This window comes from Thalassospira lucentensis (genome assembly GCF_011806425.1).
Taxonomy (GTDB): domain Bacteria; phylum Pseudomonadota; class Alphaproteobacteria; order Rhodospirillales; family Thalassospiraceae; genus Thalassospira; species Thalassospira lucentensis_B.
Genome location: NZ_JAATOV010000002.1, coordinates 43,989 through 64,492, shown reverse-complemented (window position 1 = coordinate 64,492; position 20,504 = coordinate 43,989). Strand labels below are relative to the sequence as shown.

Below are 20,504 nucleotides of genomic sequence, written 5' to 3'. Positions count from 1 at the left end.
AGGACTAACAATGACCAAGATTAAAATCACCGCTGGCCCGTTCAGTTTTGACGGCGTGCTTGAAACCCAAAAGGCGCCGGAAACCTGCAAGGCGTTTATGGATCGCATGCCATTTGAAAGCAAAGCCGTCCATGTCCGATGGAGCGGCGAAGGTGTTTGGATGCCGCTTGGTGATTATCAGTTTGGCGTTGGCTATGAAAACCACACCAGCTATCCCGCACCGGGGCAAATCATCCTGTATCCCGGTGGCATCAGCGAAACCGAAATCCTGCTGGCCTATGGCGGGGTACATTTCGCGTCCAAAGTCGGCCAGCTTGCCGGCAACCATTTCATCACCGTGACCAGCAATCTTGATGATCTGGAAAAGCTCGGCAAGATGACGCTGTGGGAAGGGGCGCAGCCGATCCGGTTTGAGGTGGCTTAGACCGATTAAGATGCTTGGCGGGTGTCCGAAACATCGGCACCGCCAGTGCCAATCGTCAAAGATCGCGCAGGAAGGTGGCAGATGGGATGCCCGTGATTACGCCTGATTAAGCCAACTGCGCAGTTCTTTTTCCGCGGCCACCAATCCTTCGCGGTTGATAATTTTGCGCGCTATTGCGCTTGAAACCGCACGGGCGCGTTTATTGAGTGCAATGCCCTGTTCGTTTTGATCAAGGGCCTCGACATCCAGCTTGCTATAGAGCGACAGCAGGCGGTTTTGCACGGTGCGAAGCGATAGTTTGCGACGCGTTGCGATGGCCTTGTCGGGCAGGCCAAGGGCGATATCAATCAAGATAATATATTCAAATTCGGTCAGGGTGTTGCGCGACCGCATTTGTTGGTTTTGGATTTGATGCACTTCGCGGTCGACAACAATTTGGCCTTCGATCAAGACTGATCGCAGGGCGAGATGCATACGGTCCTGTGTCGCGGTTTTAAGCACATAGCCATAGGCCGCCTGATGCGGGACGATATGGGCAATCCCGCGGAGATAGGCCTCGTCCGAATAGTTTGACCAAAACAAAATACGGGTGTCGGGCCGGGCCGCCCAGATGGTGCGCGCGGCATCAATGCCATTATGTTCCTTCATGCGCAAATCCATGACAATCGCCTTGGTTTCGTGCTGGCGGGCCAGAATTTCGGCCTCTTTACCGTCGCGCGCAATCAGGATTTCATTAAGCTCCGGCAGGGCATTTTCGACAATTTCCTTGAGGAAATCGGCGTGCATTTTGTCGTCTTCAACCAGCAATATCTTCATGTTCGGCGCTTTCGGCTTCTTGTGTTGAGTTGGGCAATGTGACGGTGACGCGTGTGCCGTTCTCGGTATTATGGTCAAACGTCGCGCCAATCAGCTGGGCCCGCGTTTTCATATGCGCCAGACCACTGCCGGTTTTGTGTGTTTTGACCTGAAACTGGCCATTGTCGGTAATCTCGATCGTCAGATCCCCATCGGCATTCTTAAACGCCAGGGCCGAGATATAGCTTGCCCCGGAATGGCGCACGGCATTGTTGATGGCTTCTTGGCAGATGCGAAAAACCGCAATTCGGGTGGTGTCAGGCAGCGCATCCACGCAGCCACCTGTTTGGTCTTCGACCTTAAAGCTTTGTGTGTCGTCACAGCTGACCGCCCGTTCCATGTGGGTCAGAACCGCATGCTGAAAGCCAAAAAGTTCAAGAATGGTCGGGATGGATGTATCGATTATGTCGCGCAAATCCTGGATCATGTTTTGGATTTGCTGTTGCAGGCGGTGGTGCTGCGTCTTTGTAATGCCTGGGCGAATATCGCGTGCGATCCGGGTTAAATCCGCCAAGGTTTGATCATGTAAATCCATACCAATTCGTTGACGTTCGGCCTCTAACGCGTCAGTCAGGCTCAGCGCGCCCAGCCGTAATCCTTCTTCGCGGGCCAGAATGCGGGCGCGCACGACGGCCTCGGCATTGGCCTTTTCATTGGCGCGCAGCGCATAAAAATAAGGGGCCAGCATATCGGCCAAAATGCGGATTTGTTCGACATGGCGCTCGGAATAGAAATCTTCTTTTTTTGACGAACAATTTAACGACCCGACAACTTCGCCCAAAACCTTCATGGCGACATTCACCCGGCTGCGCAGCTCGTGATGCAGGATCGGCGCGCTTTCGGCACCCGGGAAAACATAGCGGTCGTCGGTTAACGCATTGCCGGTCAAAAGATGGTCGGTATGGCCCAGCAAAATATCGCGCACCGGCGATTGGCAGACCAGCGTGCGTGATGTGCTCCAGGTGGTTTTCATCCCGACTTCATAGGATGTGTTCCAGCGTGGATCGGTATCAATCAGGCAGATATCAAGGTGATCAAATTCAATGATTTTGTCGATTTCCGCCTTCACTGATCCCAATGCAGAATGGATATTTAGGTTTCCCGCCAGCAAATTTGAAATGCGCAGGTAATGGGCAAGGTCCGACATTTTGTTTCCTCCGTCGGGCATCATATTGCGACATGTATGACCTGTCTTGCGGGAACCCGCAACATGGGTGGGTGTTCCCGCAATATTGATGCGGTCTATGCCCTTTACAGTTTAAGATCGATCATCAACACTCGCATTTGTAATTAATAATACAAATTAAAATGCCGTTTAAAGCGGTGTCATCACATCATGACGGGGCCAAGCCGCGTCAGGGAGGAAAAATGAACTTCAAATCAATGCTTCTCGGCGCTATCGCCGGGACGGTCGTCCTTGTATCTGGTCAAGCCATGGCTGATACGTCTGGTAAAACCATCGCACTTTCAAACAACTACGCGGGCAATTCCTGGCGCCAGGCCATGCTGGAAAGCTGGGGCAAGGTTGCCTATCAGGCCGTTCAGGATGGTGTCGTCGCTGGTGCAGACGCCTTTACCACATCAGAAAATCAGGCGACCGAACAGGCCGCCCAAATTCAGAACATGATCCTGCAAGGGTATGACGCGATTGTTCTGAATGCCGCATCCCCGACCGCCATTAATGGTGCAGTCAAAGAAGCCTGCGATGCCGGTATTATCGTGGTGTCGTTTGACGGTATCGTCACCGAACCATGCGCATGGCGCATCGCGGTTGATTTCAAACAGATGGGCCGCGATCAGGTTAAATATCTTGAACAACGCTATCCCGACGGCGGAAACCTTTTGGAAATCCGTGGTCTTGCCGGCGTGTTTGTCGATGATGAAATCAGTGCCGGTATCCACGAACAGGTCGAAAGCACCAAGTTTGACATCGTCGGTTCCGTCCATGGCGATTGGGCACAGGACGTTGCCCAAAAGGCGGTTGCCGGTATTTTGCCAAGCCTTCCAGAAGTCAAAGCAATCGTGACTCAGGGTGGGGATGGTTATGGCGCGGCACAGGCGTTTGAGGCGGCTGGCCGTCCGACCCCGACCATCATCATGGGCAATCGTCGTGATGAGCTGCAGTGGTGGAAAGAACAAAAAGACGCCAACGGTTATGAAACCACGTCGCTTTCGATTGCACCGGGTGTCAGCACCCTTGGTTTCTGGGTCGCCCAGCAGATTTTGGATGGCAAAGAAGTCCCCAAAGATCTGACCGTACCGTTCTTGCGTGTTGATCAGGATACACTTGAGGAAATCCTGGCTGAAACGCCGGTTGGCTCGGTTGCCAATGTTGAATATGCGTTGGAAGACGCACAAAAACTGATCCAATCGGCGAAGTAAGGCGATTTGATCATGGTGGAAAACCAGAATGTGATCGGCACCGAGGAGGTGCCGATCATTACGCTTGGCGATGCCGGGGTATCTTTTGGTCCGGTTCAGGCGCTTAAGGGCGCGTGTCTTTCGATCATGGCCGGTGAATGTATTGGTGTGGTTGGGCATAATGGCGCGGGCAAATCGACCTTGGTCAACGTGATCAATGGTCGTTTGACACCCACCAGCGGCGATGTCAGCTATGACGGTGCCCAAAGCGTTGCCGATTTCCGCAACGCCCAAAGAGCCAGAGAAAGCGGCATCCGAAGCGTTTTTCAGGAACTCTCGCTTTGTCCGAACCTGACGGTTTTGGAAAATTATCGTATCCCGTATCGCAATATGCCGATCAAGGGATGGCGCAAAAATGCCGCTTCTGCGGTGTTGGCATCACTGGATGCTGTTTTCCCCGATCACGGTATTGATCCCTATAGCGTGGTGGCCGATCTTCCGATTGCCGATCGGCAGATGGTCGAAATCGCCATTGCCTTTGCCCGGCGCGATATTGATGCGCGTTTGGTGATTTTGGATGAGCCGACCTCGTCCCTTGATGGGGCGATTGCCGATCAGTTGCTGGCCTATATCAAGAAATTCTGCGCCAGTGGCGGATCGATCATTTTCATTTCCCATATGATGGGCGAAATTTTTGATGTCGCCAGCCGCATCGTTGTTTTGAAAGACGGCACGATCATTGAAAATGACGCCGCCCAAAACTTTACCCGCGATGGTTTGGTTGATGCGATGGGCCATGTTGCCCCCGATGATCAGACACGCGGCGCTGACACCAAAAGACGCGACTTTGGCGACGAAGTTCTGCGCATGGAAAATGGCCTGAATGCCTGTCAGGGCGAAGTTGTCGGCTTGGCCGGGTTGGCCGGCCACGGGCAAGCAGAAGCCTTGGCGAAATGTTTCCTTGAACGGACATCGGACTGGTCCGCATCGCGCAACCCGGCAGTTGTTTTTGTCGCCGGGGATCGCAGCCGCGATGGCGTAATGCCGCTGTGGTCGATCATGCGGAACCTGACCTTGCAAACCTTGGTGGAGTTCAGCCGAACCTTCCTTGTGGATCGTAAGGCCGAACAAAACATCGCGCGCACATGGCACGAAAAAATCGGCATTAAGACAGATGATCTGAACAATCCGATTTTGTCCCTGTCGGGCGGCAATCAGCAAAAAGTTCTGTTTTCGCGCGCCTTGGCGTCGTCTGCCCCGATTGTGATCATGGATGATCCGATGCGTGGTGTGGATGTTGGTACCAAAAAGGAAGTCTATCGCATGATCCGCAGCGAAGCGGAAAAGGGTCGGACCTTCCTGTGGTATTCCACCGAAACCGACGAAATTCTTGAATGTGACCGCGTCTTTGTGTTCCGCGACAGCGAAATTACCGCCGAACTAAAGGGTGACGAGATCACCGAAGAAAACATGCTGCGCGCATCGTTTGAAATGCAGGAGGCAGGTGAATGAACCGCGACCATTTGCGCATTTTGCTGCCGGTTTTGTCCTTGGGCATTCTATTGGCAGCGGTCTTTTATATGCAGCCCCGCGCCATGAGCTATTTCGGGCTGAACCTGCTGTTTAATCTGGCGGTGCCGGTTGCCTTGGCGACCATCGCCCAGATGATGATTTTGATGGTCAATGACATTGATTTGTCCATCGGTACGTTCGTTAGTTTCTGTGCCTGTGTCACCGCGACATTCGTTCAAACCGATCCGTTGATTGGCTATGGCATCCTGTTTGCCGCGATCCTGGTTTATGCCGGGATGGGCGCAATCATTTACGCACGCGGCTTGCCGGCAATTGTCGTGACATTGGGCATGTCGTTTTTCTGGTCGGGGATGGCGGTGCTTGTTTTGCCGTCACCGGGCGGAAGTGCGCCTGATTGGTTGCGCACATTGATGACGGCGAAAACACCGTTTTTGCCCGTGGCGATTATTGCGCCCATTGTGATTGCGGTGGTGATGCATTACTTCATCAAAAGGTCATCGCTTGGCGTGTTGTTGCGCGGTGTTGGTGGCAATGAACAGGCGATTGAACGATCCGGCTGGTCGGTCATGGGGCTTAAGGCGTTTGCTTATGGCGTTGCCGCGCTGTTTTGTGTGCTGTCGGGCATGGCGCTGGTTGGGTTGGCAACATCGGCCGATGCCAATATCGCCTTGCGCTATACCTTGCTGTCGATTGCCGGTGTGATTTTGGGCGGTGGCGAGTTCACCGGCGGGCGCGTATCGCCGATTGGTGCGGTTATTGGCGCGCTGACCCTGACACTGGCGGCAAGCTTCCTGTCGTTCTTGCATCTGTCGCCTGATTGGCAAATCGGCGCGCAGGGCGCGATCCTGATCATTGTTTTGGCTGTGCGTCTTGTCTTTACCCGGCGCGAGGCACTGATATGAATATGAACTCAAACAACACACGCGTCGAAAATCCAAAACGCGGTGCATCGCATTTGCTGGGCGTCTTTTCCCGTAAACCTTGGATTTGGGCCTTTTTGGCGGCGGGTGCTACCTATTTGGCAACCCTTGTGGTGGTTTCGACCAGTGCCGGGGCCGGATCATTGCTTTATGCCGCGCTGACATTTGCGTCCTTCTCGATCATTGTCGGGGTTGGGCAGATGTTTGTCGTGACCTTGGGCCCAGGCAATGTTGATCTTTCGATCCCGGCGACCATGACATTGGCGGCGACCTTGTCGCTTAAATTCATGGCGTCTGATCCGACGATGATTGTGCCGGGGCTTTTGATTGCGATTGGGGTGGGGCTTGCCTGTGGCTTGTTTAACTTTGCGCTGATTATGTTGCTGCGCATTCCACCGATCATTGCGACCTTGTCGGCATCCTTCCTGTTTCAGTCACTGGCGATTTGGTCGAACCGCGGTCTTCGGATTAAACCGCCGGCATCCTTGGCCGATTTTGCCACGGGCGGCACATTTGGCCTGCCCAATGCGGCGTGGGTTGCCTTGCTGGTATCGGTCCTTGCGTGGTGTGTTTTGGAAAAAACGATTGCCGGGCGTTGGATTTCGGCCTCTGGGCAAAATACCCGTGCGGCACGCCTTGGCGGTGTGCCGGTGAATGCGGTGCGGTTTGGTGTTTATGTCGGCTGTGCGGTTTTGGCCGGGCTTGCGGGCTTTGTTCTTGCCAGTTTCTCGGGCGGGGCGAACCTTAATATGGGCACGGAATATATGCTGATGTCGATTGCCGTTGTGGTGATTGGGGGCTCGTCGATTGCGGGGGGCAATTCCAATGTTCCCGGCATTTGGGGGGCGGCATTGTTCATGTTCCTGATTGTTTCGATGCTTAATTCCTATGGGCTTGGTGCGGGTGTCCGCTTGATGCTGACCGGGTTGATTATCGTGTCGGTGGTTGTGTTGGCCAGTAAGCGGGGGCGCAAAGTATGATGGAACCCTATGAAATTGCAGATACGCGTTTTCGTGATCTGATCCTTGGCAATGTTGCCTTGCGCAAAATTTCGTCCGGGCATCTTTGGACCGAAGGCCCGGTGTGGTTTCCCGCCCATCAGTGTCTGTTGTTTTCTGATATTCCCAATCAGAAAATCTATCGTTGGATGTGTGACGGGACGGTCAATGTGTTCCGTGAAAATTCCAACTTTGCCAACGGCAATACGCGGGATCGCAACGGACGCCTGATTACCTGTCAGCACGGCACGCGGTCTGTGACCCGGACCGAACATAATGGCGACGTCACAACGCTTGCCGATCGGTTCGATGGCAAACGTTTGAATGCGCCCAATGATGTTGTGGTCAAATCCGATGGCACGGTTTGGTTTTCCGATCCGACATATGGAATTTTGTCTGATTACGAGGGCTTTAAATCCCCCCCGGAACAGGCCCATCGCAGTGTATTTTTCCTTAATCCCGATACCGGCGAACTGACCCAGGTCGCAACCGATTTTACCCAGCCAAATGGCTTGGCGTTCTCGGTTGATGAAAAGCTTCTTTATGTTGCGGAATCTGGGGCCAGCCACGATGACACTGTGCCTGCCGTCATTCGGGTTTATGATGTTGGCGGTGATAACATGCTTCAAAACGGGCGCGACTTTGCCACGGTTGATCAAGGCCTGCCCGATGGGTTCCGGGTTGATCGTCATGGTAATGTGTGGACATCGGCCAAGGATGGCGTGCATTGCTTTGACGCTACGGGCAAATTATTGGGTAAAATCCTTGTACCGGAAACCGTTTCAAACCTGACATTTGGCGGGGCGCGCGGCAATGAATTGCTGATTACCGCCACCACCAGTGTCTATGCCATCCACGTTAATAGCGCATCGGCGATTGGCTAGGTTGCGTTGAATTTGGGCGGCAGGGCGGTTGTTTTTAATCGCTCTGCCGTACCTGCCGCGATCTTATGCGGTTTGTGGTGCAGGGCTTTGATTTGGCAGGGCCCATAAGCATGCGCAACAGTGTGAAGAATCACACTCGCCTGTGTCGGCCAATTGACTTAGAACACGTGTACTCTTTTACGCAGATAGGCGGTTTGACGTGTTCGAGACGATTAATCTTTGGGTTCAGGACCATCAAAGCCTGGTCTATATGCTTATTTTCACCTATTGCGTCAGCAAAAGCAGCATCCTGCCGATATTTGCCGGGATGTTGGTCGCGTCTGAAAGCTTGCTTCCCGTGCCGTCGCTGATCGCGATGATTTCAGGCGGGCTTGTTGGCGATGCTTTACGTTTTGGCATCGCGTGGAAATATGGCGATGCCATCGTGGCAAAGCTTCCAAAGTCGCTTGCGGTCTGGATGAACAAGACCCTGCGCCTGTTTGAATATTACGGGATCGCCTACATTATGCTGTGCCGCTATCCCCATGGGGTGCGCTCATTCGGCGTTTTCCCGGTCGGGATGAGTTCGATGTCGTTTTTGCGGTTCCTGCCGCTAAGCATCGCATCGGTTCTTCTTTGGGTCGCGGTCTATTTCGGCCTGGGCTATAGCTTGGGGGCGGGCATGTCCGAACTTGTTGAACATAACATGGCGTTGCTTAGCCCGGTTTTGCTGATTGTGTTTTTGGCACTTGGTTGGTTTGCGCTGCGCCGGATTGATAAGCTTGAAGAACAGGCTGAAAAAGCAATCAAATAGACCCGCTGATACCAATCCAAATCCTCAAACAAAAACGGCAGCCATCATCTGGCTGCCGTTTGTATTTTAAGTCGGTAAACGCCTGATCGGCTTATTCCGCCGCAATCGTTTTGCCGTCTTTTTCAAGCATCTCGCCCTGCTTACGTTTGGCAAGAATTTCACGCGCCTTGGCATAGCTTGGATCATGCCAGAAAATCAGGCAGCCATTACAGCCGCGTCCACAGCACCCCTTGGTGCCGACCCGCGGGGTGCGGAAGGAACGGTCTTTGTGGCGTTCATCAAGGGCGGTCTGAAGCGCTTCGCGTTTCGCGTCATAGCGCTCTTCGTTGCCTTTGCCCATTTCGATTTTTTGACCTTCTTGGTCAAGTTTCATGCGCTGCCATTCGTCTTCGGTCAGCGCCTTTTCCTTACGGACAATGGTCATCGGCGGGAAGGCGGTGCGCAGATATTCGCGGTCTTCAAGTTCCATCAAATCAAACGGAATACGCACAAGTGGCTTATTGCCCGCATGCACCGCTTCGCCGACCTTGCCGGTTTTGGCATCGATGAATTCATACATGCGGATAAACACGGTTTTGCGGCCGCGCGGCGGGACGATTTCGATCACGTCCCCGGCCAGCATGCGGTTTTTGACCGACATGATAAACGCATCATCTTCGACTGCTTCGATCTGCCCGGCAAATTCCCAATCGGACACATTGTTTGATGTGTCATAGCCGTGGGCATAATTGGTCAGGCGACCTTCGTGGAATGCCAGGGTATAGCCCCGGTTTGGAATGGTCGACAGTTCCTTCATATAGGTTTCTGGCGACCAGTTTTCCGGATCTTCGTACCAGTCATCAATCGCCATGCGGTACGCACGTGCGACCAAACCGGCGTAATAGGCACTTTTGCCGCGCCCTTCGACCTTCAGGCTATCGACCCCGATTTTCAGGTAGTCTTCAAGTTTCGGCATGATGCACAGATCGCGCGAATTCAGGATGTACGAGCCACGCTCGTCTTCCTGAATTTCCATCAGCTCGCCCGGACGCATTTCTTCTTCAAGGAAGAAATCAAACATCTCAAGGTTTTCTTCGGTCAGGTTCAGTTCCTTGACCGTGCCGTCCTTAAGCTTCATGTGGACTTTGTATCTCCAGCGGCATGAATTGGCACATGCCCCCTGATTGGCACCACGTTCGGACATAAAGTTCGACAGCAAGCAACGCCCGGAATAGGTCATGCACATGGAGCCATGCACGAATGCTTCGATCTTGATGTCTGGGCATTTCGCGCGGATTTCGGTCAGTTCCTCATAGGAAACTTCACGGCCCAGCACGACAAGCTTGGCCCCGATGCTTTGCCAGAATTTGACCGACTGCCAGGAACAGACATTGGCCTGTGTCGATACATGAAGATCAAGCTCCGGCGCATGTTCGCGGACAAACATGAACACGCCCGGATCCGCCACGATCAACCCGTCTGGGTTCACTTTGCGGACCGTATCAACATATTCAGGCAGTTTATCGATGTCTTTGTTGTGCGAAAATAGGTTCAGCGTCAGGTAAACGCGCACACCATGTTCGTGGGCAAAGTCGATGCCTTCAACCACGTCTTCAAGCGACATCTGGCTTTTCACCCGAAGCGATAAGTCCGGCGTGCCCATATAAACGGCATCCGCACCGTACAATACGGCAACTTTCAGCTTTTCGAGCGAGCCTGCGGGCATCAGCAATTCGGAACGGCGCGGTTGAACACTCATCACTTGCGGGTCTTTTCTATTGGTCGTCTGCGGGAAAACAATGTGTTCGATCTCTCATCGAACATGGCGGGCTTCATACCATGAAGTCGCTTTGTTGCCGATTAAAATCGCATATTTGCCGCCCTTTGCATAGGTGCCGCCGTGATCAGCAGCCATGCCCGGCCTGCAAGGCGCGGCATTGGTGGCGTAAGTCCTTATTGTGCAACAAGGATATCGCCGCCACCATCGGTCCAGGCACTTCTAAAGGCTTCTTCCGGGGCTCGGTCTGTGACCAGAAGATGGAACGCGCTTGCCTCGTTAATACGAAGGAACGCTTTGCGCGTGAACTTTGCGTGGTCTGCAATCAGGATGTTCTTTTGGGCCGTGCGGGTGGCGGCGGTTTTGACCGCGACTTTTTGCATGTCATGATCAAGCGGGGCGCTATGTTGGTCAAAGCCCGAACAGCCGACAATTGCGAAATCAAGCGCAAAGCGTCGAACTGCCTTATCCGTATCGGGACCAACCAATGACCCGTCATTGCCATGCACCGTGCCGCCAATAACATGAATTTCTGAATGCGACTGTGCTGACACAATGGACGCGCACAAAAGGCTATTTGTGACAATGCGTAAATTGCGGTGGTTGCCCAGTGCGCGGGCGACGGCTTCGGCGGTTGTGCCAACATCAAGGAAGATGGCCGCACCATTGGGGATCAGTTTTGCGGTTTTTTCGCCAATAAGCTGCTTGCCCTCGGCGGCGAGTTGGTTTTTCTGCTCGTGGCCGAGACGTACCATGTTGTTGGGCAGTCCTGCGCCCCCGTGGAAACGCTGCAAAAGACCCTGTTTGCTCAGATCGATAATGTCGCGGCGTACGGTTTGGGTTGAAACATCAAACTTCTCTGCCAGCGCTTCAAGTGTCGCAAACCCTTGGTCGCGAACAATATGCACGATGTCGCGTTGGCGTGCGGTCAGTTCTGATTGCTGTTCTGATGGGGTCATTCCAAACTGCCTTAAATCTTTCTCTGGAATTTTATTTGTAAACTATATTACACACTTGGCGATTGTTTTTTTGTGAAAGGACGCAACGTTGCAACAGCTTTATATTGATCTCCAAAAAAATCAACTTTGTCGCGGCAATGAAACCTTTGATCCATGGATGTTGTCATGGGGCGTATCTGGCGCCGCGGCAACAGAGGTTAAGGACGGTTCTTCTGATCGTAAAAATGTTACCCCCGAAGAAGCCATGGTTTGGTTGTTTGCAACCCAAAAGGTGCGTCAGGTGCCGGTTGCTGTAATCGGCGCAAAGGAAGCCAGTGCAGAAGAGTGCGAGATGGCCGAAGATCTGGGCCGTAAACTGGGTGAAGTTGGTTATGCGCTTCTGACTGGTGGCCGGTCCGGGGTCATGGAGGCCGCTTCACGCGGTGCTTCGGAGGCGGGCGGTATCGTCATGGGGCTTCTGCCTGACGGTGAATGGGAAACCGCAAATCCATATGTCACCATCCCGCTGGCAAGCGGAATCGGCCCAACCCGAAACTCGATCATTGCGCGCGCAGCACGGGTTCTTGTGGCTGTTGGTGGCGGGTTTGGCACGATCACGGAAATGGCCTATGGGCTGCATTATGACCGTCCGGTTTTTGCCTTGCCAAGTGCGCCGGAAGTTCAGGGTGTTCCGCGTTTTCAAGATGTTGACAGTGTGATGGCCGAGGTCGCTGTGGCGTTTCTGGGGGAGTGATTTCGCGTGCAGCGCGGTGCGTAGATGCTGTGCCCTCAAATGTAATAAAACTTACATTGGTGTAAATTTTGGAAGTCTGTAAATTGACGCCAACGAACAAGCCGTCGGGCCATATGGTCAGTCGGGCTTTGGAAATCACCAAGGATACGGTTTTATGATGGAACCAGTTTTATGGGGTTAACAACGTTTCTTTACAGCGTTTATCTGTTGGCCCCGATCGCGCTTTTGCTGGTGGGCTCATTTGGGGCGACGTGGACAAATACGCTGCTGCCAACCGGATTTACTTTTGATTGGTATGCAACGGTTGCCGAGGATCCCAGTTTTCGACGGGCGTTTTTGACCAGCCTTGAGGTTGTTGCCGCGACATGTGTGATCAATGTTCTATTGGGGGTGCCGTTTGCTTATGCGGTGTTTTCAGCGGCAAATCGCGGCGTTCGTCTGGCGGCGCGCATTTTCACCCTGCTTCCGGTGGCTGTGCCTGAGCTGGTCCTTGGTTTTGGCTTTATCATTGTGTTTTCCAGTGACGTGTTGCCATGGCTTGGCTCGACATGGCTGTTGATTTGTGCGCATTGCGTGCTGACTTTGCCTTATCTGGTTGGCACGTTGCTGACCGATATGGATCGCCTGGGCATTTCTGAAATGGAAAAGGTCGCCGAAACACTGAGTGCCGGTTTCTGGCGGCGGTTCATTGATATTGTTTTGCCGTCCATTCGGTACAGCCTGCTGTCAGGTTTGATGATGGTGTCCGCGATTTCAATCGGCGAATTTCAAATTTCCAATCTGATCTCTGGCTTCTTGTCGCGGACATATCCGGTTGTTTTGTTGCAGGCCTTTTATGGTGCAACCGGGCTTGCCTGTGCAGCGACAGTTATTCTTATCGTCTTGGCTCTGTTGGCAGCTGGTGGCGGTGCATTCGGTGCGCGTTTGACACGAATGCGTCAAAAGGTACGTGTATAATGATTCGTTTTGATAATGTTGCCTATCGTTACGGCGATGGCGAAGGTGGTATTTCCAACGTGAACCTTCGCGTTGAAAAGGGCGAGTTGCTTGCCGTTATTGGTCCGTCAGGATCGGGTAAAAGCACGTTGTTAAAACTGCTCGCCGGGTTCATGGAGCCGCAATCGGGCAGCATCTGGATTGATGGCAAAGATGTCAGCGGGGTGGCGGCGCGCCACCGTGATTTGGGCATTGTCTTTCAATCCTATGCCCTGTTCCCGCATATGACTGTGCTTGAAAACGTTGCTTATCCGCTGCGTCTGCGTGGTGTTGATCGGGCCGAACGGGCGGAGCGTGCGATAAAGGCGCTTGGCGAAGTCGGCTTGTCTTCGGCGGCGGATCGGTTGCCTGCAACCTTGTCTGGTGGGCAGCAACAACGTGTCGCCCTGGCGCGAGCGCTTGTTTACCAACCAAAGGCCTTATTGCTTGATGAACCGCTTTCCGCCCTTGATGCGTCGTTGCGCACCGAAATGCGTGACTTGATCACCCATGTTCAGCGCACCGCACAAATTGCCACCATTCATGTGACCCACGATCAGGAAGAAGCCCTGTCGATGGCAGATCGTATTGCGGTGGTTCATCGCGGTGAGATCTTGCAAGTCGCATCGCCAAAGGACCTTTATGACAAGCCGTTTAATGCCACGGTGGCCGCATTTGTTGGCAAGGCCAATCTTTGGGTTGGGGATGTTGTTTCATCAGCATGTGTTCGCACCGAATTTGGTGACATCACCTGCGATGCCAGCGATTGGGTCGCCGGCGACCGGGTCAATGTCATGGTCCGGCCAGAGGCGATCATACCGCTGACTGGCGACCAAAACCCCAAACACGCCGCGAATTGTTTTGATGGCACGCTGGTGCAAGACAGGTTTTTGGGGGCTGTGCGCCGCTATGACTTGTCAATTGCGGGCAGTGTCATCACCGGTGAAACCGGGGATCGCGGTTCACTTTCACGTATTTCCATTCCTTCCGACAGCGTCCGACTTCTTCCCTTGCAGGACGATTAACTCACCAGGAGAACGACCAATGGCGTTTAAGATCAAGGCAGCAGTGGTTGCCGCACTTTCCATGTTGCCCATCACGGCACACGCATTTGACGGGCCGGAATTGTATGACGGCGAAAAAGCCCTTTACGAACAGGCCAAAGAAGAAGGTCTGGTTGTTTCGTTTGATACCGGGCCAACTTGGGCGAACTGGGCTGCGCAGTTCAAAAACTTCAAAAAGCGCTATCCGGGTGTTGAGATGGTCTATAACGATCTTGGATCGGCTGCGACCGTTGTGGCCCTTGATAAATCGCGCAATCGCCCACAGGCCGATACCGCGTATTATTTCGCCGGTTCTGCCCTTGATGCTGTTGATCGGGATGTTGTTGCGCCGTTTGAACCGGTCAATTTTGATAAACTTCCGTCAGAACTGCGCGATGAAGCAGGTAAATGGTTCACCATTCACAAACTTGATGTTGCCTTTCTGGTCAACAAAAAGCTGGTCAAAAATACCCCGCAAAGCTGGGCGGATTTGTTGAAGCCTGAATACAAGAATTCGGTTGTCTATCTTGATCCGCGTTCCACCGGGCAGGGTCAGGTTGTTGTCTTTGCCGCGGCCTTTGGCAATGGCGGCAGTATGGATGACGTTAAACCGGGTATCGAGTATTTGGCCAAACTGCACAAATCTGAAAACGTTCTTCGGACCATGGGCACCACGCCCTATGCGCAGTTCCTTAAAGGCGAAATCCCGATCTGGGTCGGGTATGAAAATGATGGCCTGAAAGCGAAATACAAAGACGGCATGGGCGACGACATTGATGTTGTCATCCCCAAAGAAGCATCTGCGGCGGCCCCTTATGCCATCAGCATGGTCAAAGATGCACCGAACCCGTCGGCCGCCAAACTTTGGCTTAACTACATCATGACCGAAGAAGGTCAGGTGACCTTTGCCGAAGGCTATGTGCGCCCGTCAGTTCCGGGGATCAAGCTGCCAGCAGATGTCGCTGAAAAAATGCCTGATGCCCCACAGATCAAGCCGCTTGATATCGTTAAGGCAACCAAGCTTAAAGCTGAAATCGACAGTGGTTGGTCCAAGGCTGTTCTTGGGCAGTAATCTATCCCTGCATCTCTTGCAGGTCCTGACACCGGAGATCGGATAACATGATAGGACTTCCTAAACGGGCGCTGATTTGGCTTGCTTTGCCGGCAACGGTGTTCCTGTTCGCATTCTTTATCCTGCCTCTGATCTTTGTTGCAGCGGACTCTTTTTCGGGTGGCGGCTCTGCCTATGGCAGGGTCGTCTCCGATCCGGTTTTTTGGGCCGGGTTAAAGGGCAGCTTTGTCATTGGTCTTGCCGCGCCGTTGTTTTCGCTGGTGGTCGGTTACTTTGTGTCTTTGCATCTGGCGAGCAAATCTGAACGCATACGCACATTGCTGATGTTTGGCATTTCTTTGCCGCTGACATTTTCAGGTTTGATCGTGGCCTATGGGTTTATCCTGACATTTGGCCGGGCAGGTTTTGTGACAAGCTTGCTGGCCGAGATCGGTGCAGATCCAGCCGTTATTGGCGGCTTTATTTTCTCGCCGCTTGGTCTTGGTTTCACCTATTCCTATTATCTTATTCCGCGCGTGGTCATGGTGTTGTTGCCCCCACTTGTGAATTTCGATTATGCCCAGATTAACGCGGCAAAATCGATGGGGGCATCTGGTTTTCGTGCGCATCTCGATATTTTGCTGCCGCAACTTATTCCCGGCTTTATTTCTGCATTTTGTCTGACATCTGCGGTGGCTTTTGGTGCGTATGGCACCGCACTGGCCCTCGTCGGAACCCAGGTCAATATTTTGCCTTTGGTGCTGTATTCTAAGATATCGGAAACCGGAAGTGACCTTCCGGCAGCATCGGCCATTTCGGTTATTTTGATGGCGATTTGTATCTTGATCACTGCGCTGGCCGAGACGGTTTCGGCCCGCAAGTCTCGCACGACATCGCGTCGAAAAGTAATTGTCGCGTAATGCACAATTCCAGATGGTTGGCCGTTGCGGCGGCCTCTGTCATGAAAGTCAAACACCCCTGACACAGTTGCAGGGGTGTTTGTGCTTTTATCTTGGCGATCATCAATAGGGCTATTTGACTTTTCTGATCTCGCCGCGGTCGATTTTATCCCAATATTGGCTGATTTCCGCGCGCACCACCGGCATCAGGAAATACAGGCCAATGATGTTGGGGATCGCCATGGCAAAGATCATGGAATCGGAAAAATCAATCACCGGGCCAAGGTTCATCGACGCCCCAAGGATCACACACAAGCAGAAGAACAGTTTGAAAACGATCTCCTTGCCTGTCCCTTCGCCGACCAAATAGGTCCAGGCTTTCAGCCCGTAATACGACCATGACAACATGGTGGAAAAGGCAAACAGCACAACCGCCAAGGCCAGCACCAGCGGGAACCACGTAAAGGCTGATGCAAAGGCGGCTGATGTCAACTCAACCCCGGTCAGGCCGGAATTAAGTTCGCCACTGATGGTAATGACAAGGGCGGTCATGGTGCAGATCACCACCGTATCAATGAACGGTTCCAAAAGGGCGACATACCCCTCTGTCACCGGTTCTTTGGTCCGAACGGCGGCATGGGCGATGGCGGCCGAGCCAATGCCCGCTTCGTTGGAAAAGGCCGCACGTTTAAAGCCCTGAATAAGCGCACCGATCATGCCACCGGCAACGCCCGCACCGGTAAAGGCACCAACGAAAATTTGGGCAAAGGCATCCCCGACCATGGTGATGTTGCTGATGATAATGATCATCCCGGCGGTGACATAAATCACCGCCATCAAGGGCACGATTTTCTCGGTAACCTTGGCGATGGATTTAATGCCGCCAATAATCACCACGCCGACAATGATTGCCATCACCAGACCAAATAACCAGCCCGATCCGGCAAGCACGCTTTGCGGCCCGCCGGTGACATTGACGATCTGCTGAAAGGCTTGATTGGATTGGAACATGTTGCCGCCACCAACGGCCCCACCAATACAACAAACCGAAAAGACAACGGCCAGAACCTTGCCAATGCCGGGTTTGCCCTTGGCGGCCAATCCCTTGGACAGGTAATACATTGGCCCACCAGATACCCGGCCATCGGCATATTCATTACGGTATTTAACGCCCAGCGTACATTCGGTGAATTTTGATGCCATGCCAAGCAACCCGGCCAAGATCATCCAAAATGTTGCACCCGGCCCGCCAATCGAAACCGCCACGGCCACACCGGCAATATTACCAAGCCCGACCGTCCCCGAAAGGGCGGTGGCAAGGGCCTGAAAGTGCGATACTTCGCCGGCATCTTCGGGATGGGAATAATCCCCTTTGACCAAGGCGATGGCGTGACTGAATTTGCGAAACTGCACAAACCCGAAATAAAGCGTAAAGATGGTTGCGGCCACGACCAACCAGCCAACAATAAGCGGAAAGTCCGTCCCTGCCACTGGGACCGAATAGAACATGAAGCCGGCGATGACGTTTGAAACGGGGGCGACGACTTGATTGATTTTCTCGTCTAGGGTGACTTCCTGCGCGGTGGCGACATGTGGCAGGACAGCCGATGCGAATGCAACGGTGCTTGCCGCTGCTGTCTTTTTCCAGAACATGAAGTTTCTCCGGTTTGTCTTGTAAGGGGATCGCCTTATGGAACGACCGTGACCGGAACAGGCGATGCCTGGACCAATGTCAGGGGCAAACTGCCCAGCAACCGCGCACCCAGCGCAGAGCCGCCCTTTCGGCCAAGAATGATCTGCGATGCGTTTTTGTCTTTCGCGATTGCACAGATCAGCTCGCCGGAATGGCCGTATCGGACCTCCGACGTCACCGGAACTTTCAGTTTCGCGAGAGCCTCCAGCGCAGGCTTGAGCGTTTCCTCTGCCCGCGACAATTCTTCTGTTCGGCGTTGATGTCTTTCTTCCAGTTCCTTTGTTGAAAGGAAGCTGTATGGCGACCATTCCAGAACAAAAACCAGATGCACGGCACAGCCAATCGCGGCTGCCCGTTCCCCGGCGAATTCTGCTGCACGCTGTGCGGCATCTGTTCCGTCATAGCCTACAAGGATCGGCTGTTCGGTCATGTGCTTCTCCTGATCTGAGATAAAATTGTCAGGTAGTTCTCCCCGGCACGTGATGCGAAAAGGATATCTTTGCACCGTGTCGCGATGGTTCGTGGCGGCGGCACGACGGACCCGTCGATAAAGTTTTGCCCACCACCAGTTGAATGCGACACGAAATGAAGGTTACATGAAAATGAATCATTTTCGCTAAAAAGTTGATTTAGGATTGTTTATTGGTTGTTTTTGATTGAGCGATGGGGATGGGAAAAAGGGCTAAATACCTCGGTCAGAATGATATGTGCGTCCGATAAAGTTTCGCGCCGTCGCCGCTCGCCAATCGCGTGCTACCGCGTCACATCTTTTCAATGAATGTTTAATCTGGGGTTGTTTTGTTGCCAGGGCGTTTGGTCCGGGGCAGGGGGCCGTTATGGCGACATGTGCGATTTCTGCTGCTTTGGTCGCGGTTTAATAGCGGTTTTTGACCTTAACGCGTTTGGTGAATTTTTAATCTTGACCAAGTGATCAGGATTGGACATGCTGTTTCCGTCAGAGAGAGGCATCTGTACGCGTACTCAACCGGGGATAAACCCGAAAACATAAAGACGCGGCAGATCAAAATACTGGGAAACAATCCGGCATAAGCCGGATGGATACGCCAAGAATGTTCGTACAAATAGACCATCAGGTGGTCGGGCCCGCCCGTCCGCACACGCCACAAATGTATCTTGATTCCATCGTGCGGGATCGGATTTGGCGTTTGGTTTAACTGTCGTGCATTCTTGTTTTGTCTCTCGCTGACGTCAGGAGAGGACGCCTTTTAGGCAGGGAGACAAAACACATGACCAACTTGCAGGCCAAGCAAGCACCCAAACCCGCCAAAGCCCACGGCATCGGCCATAACGATGCCCATGATGACGGGTTTTCCGATCTGCATCCGGCTTATTCCAGCTTACAGGCGATGGCAGAGAGCAATCGCTGCCTGTATTGCTATGACGCGCCATGTGTCACCGCATGCCCGACATCGATTGATATTCCAAGTTTCATCCGCAAAATCAGCACCGGCAACCCGGATGGGGCGGCAAAAACCATTTTGTCGGCCAACATCATGGGCGGCACCTGTGCCCGGGCCTGCCCGACAGAAGTTCTGTGTGAACAGGCCTGTGTTCGCAACGTTGCCGAAGACACCGCCGTTGAAATCGGAAGCCTGCAACGCTTTGCCGTTGATCATTTAATGGACCGCGATTTGCCCCATCCGTTCAAACGCGCTGAGGCAACCGGCAAGAAAATTGCGGTCGTTGGTGCTGGGCCCGCTGGTCTTTCCTGTGCGCACCGTGCGGCGATGCTGGGTCATGACGTGACCGTGTTCGAAGCCAAGGCAAAGCCGGGGGGCCTAAACGAATACGGTTTGGCCGCCTATAAAATGACCAATGATTTTGCCCAGCGCGAAGTGGAATTTTTGCTGGGGATCGGCGGCATTCGCATTGAATACGGCAAGGCCCTTGGCCGCGATATCAGCATCGCGTCGTTAAAAGAATCCCATGATGCGGTGTTTGTTGGTGTTGGTCTTGGATCAACCAATAATCTTGGCCTGAAGGGCGAAGAATTCCCCGGTGTTGATGATGCCATCACCTTTATCGAACAGCTGCGCCAGACAGAACCAAAATCGGAAATGCCTGTTGGCGATAACGTCATCGTCATTGGCGGCGGCAATACCGCCATTGATGCCGCGGTTCAGGCCAAGCGCCTTGGGGCGTCGGAAGTGACCCTTGTTTATCGTCGGGGACCGGAAAACATGTCCGCGACCGAGTTTGAACAGGATCTGGCCAAAACCAACGGTGTTGTTGTGCGCTATTGGGCCAAGCCGGTTGCGATCAAAACCAATGGCAAACTTCAAGGCATGTCGTTTGAAAAAACCGCCCTTGATGACAGTGGTAAATTGGTCGGCACCGGCGAAACATTTGATGTTCACGCCGATCAGATTTTGAAAGCCATCGGACAAAAAATCAAAACCGATGACCTTGCCGGGATGGAGATTACCGGCGGCAAAATCATTGTTGATGACACCTATCAAACGACCGCGCCCGGCGTCTTTGCCGGTGGGGATTGCATCAAAAGTGGCGAAGACCTGACGGTTCAGTCGGTCGAGGATGGCAAACAAGCCGCCATCGCCATCGATGCCTTTTTGAAAACCGCCACCGCTTAAGCGCCAGCACAGGGA

19 protein-coding genes are annotated in these 20,504 nt (G+C 53.2%); 13 read left to right on the top strand and 6 right to left on the bottom strand.

The window, feature by feature from the left end:
• The first annotated feature begins 10 nt into the window (after positions 1-10).
• On the top strand, positions 11-424 hold the full coding sequence (locus HCZ99_RS05940; protein ID WP_167446054.1) for a DUF3830 family protein: 414 nt from the start codon (positions 11-13) through the stop codon (positions 422-424).
• Positions 425-520: 96 nt separating this feature from the next.
• Here HCZ99_RS05940 and HCZ99_RS05935 read toward each other — a convergent pair whose 3' ends face one another.
• Positions 521-1,240, bottom strand: coding sequence for a response regulator transcription factor (locus HCZ99_RS05935; protein WP_167446053.1), 720 nt, complete (start codon positions 1,238-1,240; stop codon positions 521-523).
• The gene (locus tag HCZ99_RS05930; RefSeq protein WP_167446052.1) at positions 1,221-2,426 is read right to left on the bottom strand and encodes a GAF domain-containing sensor histidine kinase; all 1,206 of its coding nucleotides are present in this window, start codon (positions 2,424-2,426) and stop codon (positions 1,221-1,223) included. Before HCZ99_RS05930 ends, HCZ99_RS05935 begins: the two co-directional genes overlap by 20 nt.
• A gap of 221 nt (positions 2,427-2,647) precedes the next feature.
• On the opposite strand from HCZ99_RS05930, the gene HCZ99_RS05925 reads away from it, so the two are divergent.
• From HCZ99_RS05925 to HCZ99_RS05900, 6 genes are all read left to right on the top strand, one after another.
• Positions 2,648-3,661: an ABC transporter substrate-binding protein gene (locus tag HCZ99_RS05925; protein WP_167446051.1), complete on the top strand. Its 1,014-nt coding sequence runs from the start codon at positions 2,648-2,650 to the stop codon at positions 3,659-3,661.
• A gap of 12 nt (positions 3,662-3,673) precedes the next feature.
• Positions 3,674-5,152 carry a sugar ABC transporter ATP-binding protein gene (locus tag HCZ99_RS05920; protein ID WP_167446050.1) on the top strand — a complete coding sequence of 493 codons (1,479 nt, stop codon included), beginning with the start codon at positions 3,674-3,676 and terminating at the stop codon, positions 5,150-5,152.
• Positions 5,149-6,075, top strand: a complete 927-nt coding sequence (locus tag HCZ99_RS05915) for an ABC transporter permease (RefSeq protein ID WP_167446049.1) — start codon at positions 5,149-5,151, stop codon at positions 6,073-6,075. The genes HCZ99_RS05920 and HCZ99_RS05915 overlap by 4 nt, the downstream gene beginning before the upstream one ends.
• Positions 6,072-7,073 (top strand): ABC transporter permease, encoded by a 1,002-nt coding sequence (locus tag HCZ99_RS05910; protein ID WP_217701463.1) that lies wholly within the window; start codon positions 6,072-6,074, stop codon positions 7,071-7,073. Before HCZ99_RS05915 ends, HCZ99_RS05910 begins: the two co-directional genes overlap by 4 nt.
• Positions 7,070-7,975, top strand: a complete 906-nt coding sequence (locus HCZ99_RS05905) for an SMP-30/gluconolactonase/LRE family protein (RefSeq protein ID WP_167446048.1) — start codon at positions 7,070-7,072, stop codon at positions 7,973-7,975. The genes HCZ99_RS05910 and HCZ99_RS05905 overlap by 4 nt, the downstream gene beginning before the upstream one ends.
• Positions 7,976-8,174: 199 nt before the next feature.
• The gene (locus HCZ99_RS05900; protein WP_167446047.1) at positions 8,175-8,768 is read left to right on the top strand and encodes a DedA family protein; all 594 of its coding nucleotides are present in this window, start codon (positions 8,175-8,177) and stop codon (positions 8,766-8,768) included.
• 91 nt (positions 8,769-8,859) lie between these two features.
• On the opposite strand, the gene HCZ99_RS05895 is transcribed toward HCZ99_RS05900, so the two are convergent.
• Positions 8,860-10,506 carry a U32 family peptidase C-terminal domain-containing protein gene (locus HCZ99_RS05895; RefSeq protein ID WP_167446046.1) on the bottom strand — a complete coding sequence of 549 codons (1,647 nt, stop codon included), beginning with the start codon at positions 10,504-10,506 and terminating at the stop codon, positions 8,860-8,862.
• 194 nt (positions 10,507-10,700) lie between these two features.
• The gene (locus HCZ99_RS05890; protein ID WP_167446045.1) at positions 10,701-11,483 is read right to left on the bottom strand and encodes a DeoR/GlpR family DNA-binding transcription regulator; all 783 of its coding nucleotides are present in this window, start codon (positions 11,481-11,483) and stop codon (positions 10,701-10,703) included.
• A gap of 88 nt (positions 11,484-11,571) precedes the next feature.
• Between HCZ99_RS05890 and HCZ99_RS05885 the strand changes: the two genes are divergently transcribed.
• From HCZ99_RS05885 to HCZ99_RS05865, 5 genes are all read left to right on the top strand, one after another.
• Positions 11,572-12,216, top strand: a complete 645-nt coding sequence (locus tag HCZ99_RS05885; RefSeq protein ID WP_254869482.1) for a TIGR00725 family protein — start codon at positions 11,572-11,574, stop codon at positions 12,214-12,216.
• A gap of 171 nt (positions 12,217-12,387) precedes the next feature.
• Complete coding sequence (locus HCZ99_RS05880; RefSeq protein ID WP_167446044.1) at positions 12,388-13,173, top strand: ABC transporter permease; 786 nt, start codon at positions 12,388-12,390, stop codon at positions 13,171-13,173.
• Positions 13,173-14,216 (top strand): ABC transporter ATP-binding protein, encoded by a 1,044-nt coding sequence (locus HCZ99_RS05875; protein ID WP_167446043.1) that lies wholly within the window; start codon positions 13,173-13,175, stop codon positions 14,214-14,216. Before HCZ99_RS05880 ends, HCZ99_RS05875 begins: the two co-directional genes overlap by 1 nt.
• 19 nt (positions 14,217-14,235) lie before the next feature.
• Positions 14,236-15,306 carry an extracellular solute-binding protein gene (locus tag HCZ99_RS05870; protein WP_167446042.1) on the top strand — a complete coding sequence of 357 codons (1,071 nt, stop codon included), beginning with the start codon at positions 14,236-14,238 and terminating at the stop codon, positions 15,304-15,306.
• A gap of 47 nt (positions 15,307-15,353) precedes the next feature.
• On the top strand, positions 15,354-16,205 hold the full coding sequence (locus tag HCZ99_RS05865; RefSeq protein WP_167446041.1) for an ABC transporter permease: 852 nt from the start codon (positions 15,354-15,356) through the stop codon (positions 16,203-16,205).
• Between the two features lie 111 nt (positions 16,206-16,316).
• Here the strand turns inward: HCZ99_RS05865 and HCZ99_RS05860 are convergent, their stop codons facing one another.
• Together HCZ99_RS05860 and HCZ99_RS05855 are read right to left on the bottom strand one after the other, a co-directional pair.
• The gene (locus tag HCZ99_RS05860; protein WP_175581424.1) at positions 16,317-17,837 is read right to left on the bottom strand and encodes an alanine/glycine:cation symporter family protein; all 1,521 of its coding nucleotides are present in this window, start codon (positions 17,835-17,837) and stop codon (positions 16,317-16,319) included.
• Positions 17,838-17,872: 35 nt separating this feature from the next.
• Positions 17,873-18,307 (bottom strand): universal stress protein, encoded by a 435-nt coding sequence (locus HCZ99_RS05855; protein ID WP_167446040.1) that lies wholly within the window; start codon positions 18,305-18,307, stop codon positions 17,873-17,875.
• Positions 18,308-19,124: 817 nt separating this feature from the next.
• Between HCZ99_RS05855 and HCZ99_RS05850 the strand changes: the two genes are divergently transcribed.
• Positions 19,125-20,489 carry an NAD(P)-dependent oxidoreductase gene (locus HCZ99_RS05850; RefSeq protein WP_167446039.1) on the top strand — a complete coding sequence of 455 codons (1,365 nt, stop codon included), beginning with the start codon at positions 19,125-19,127 and terminating at the stop codon, positions 20,487-20,489.
• The last annotated feature ends 15 nt before the right edge of the window (positions 20,490-20,504 follow it).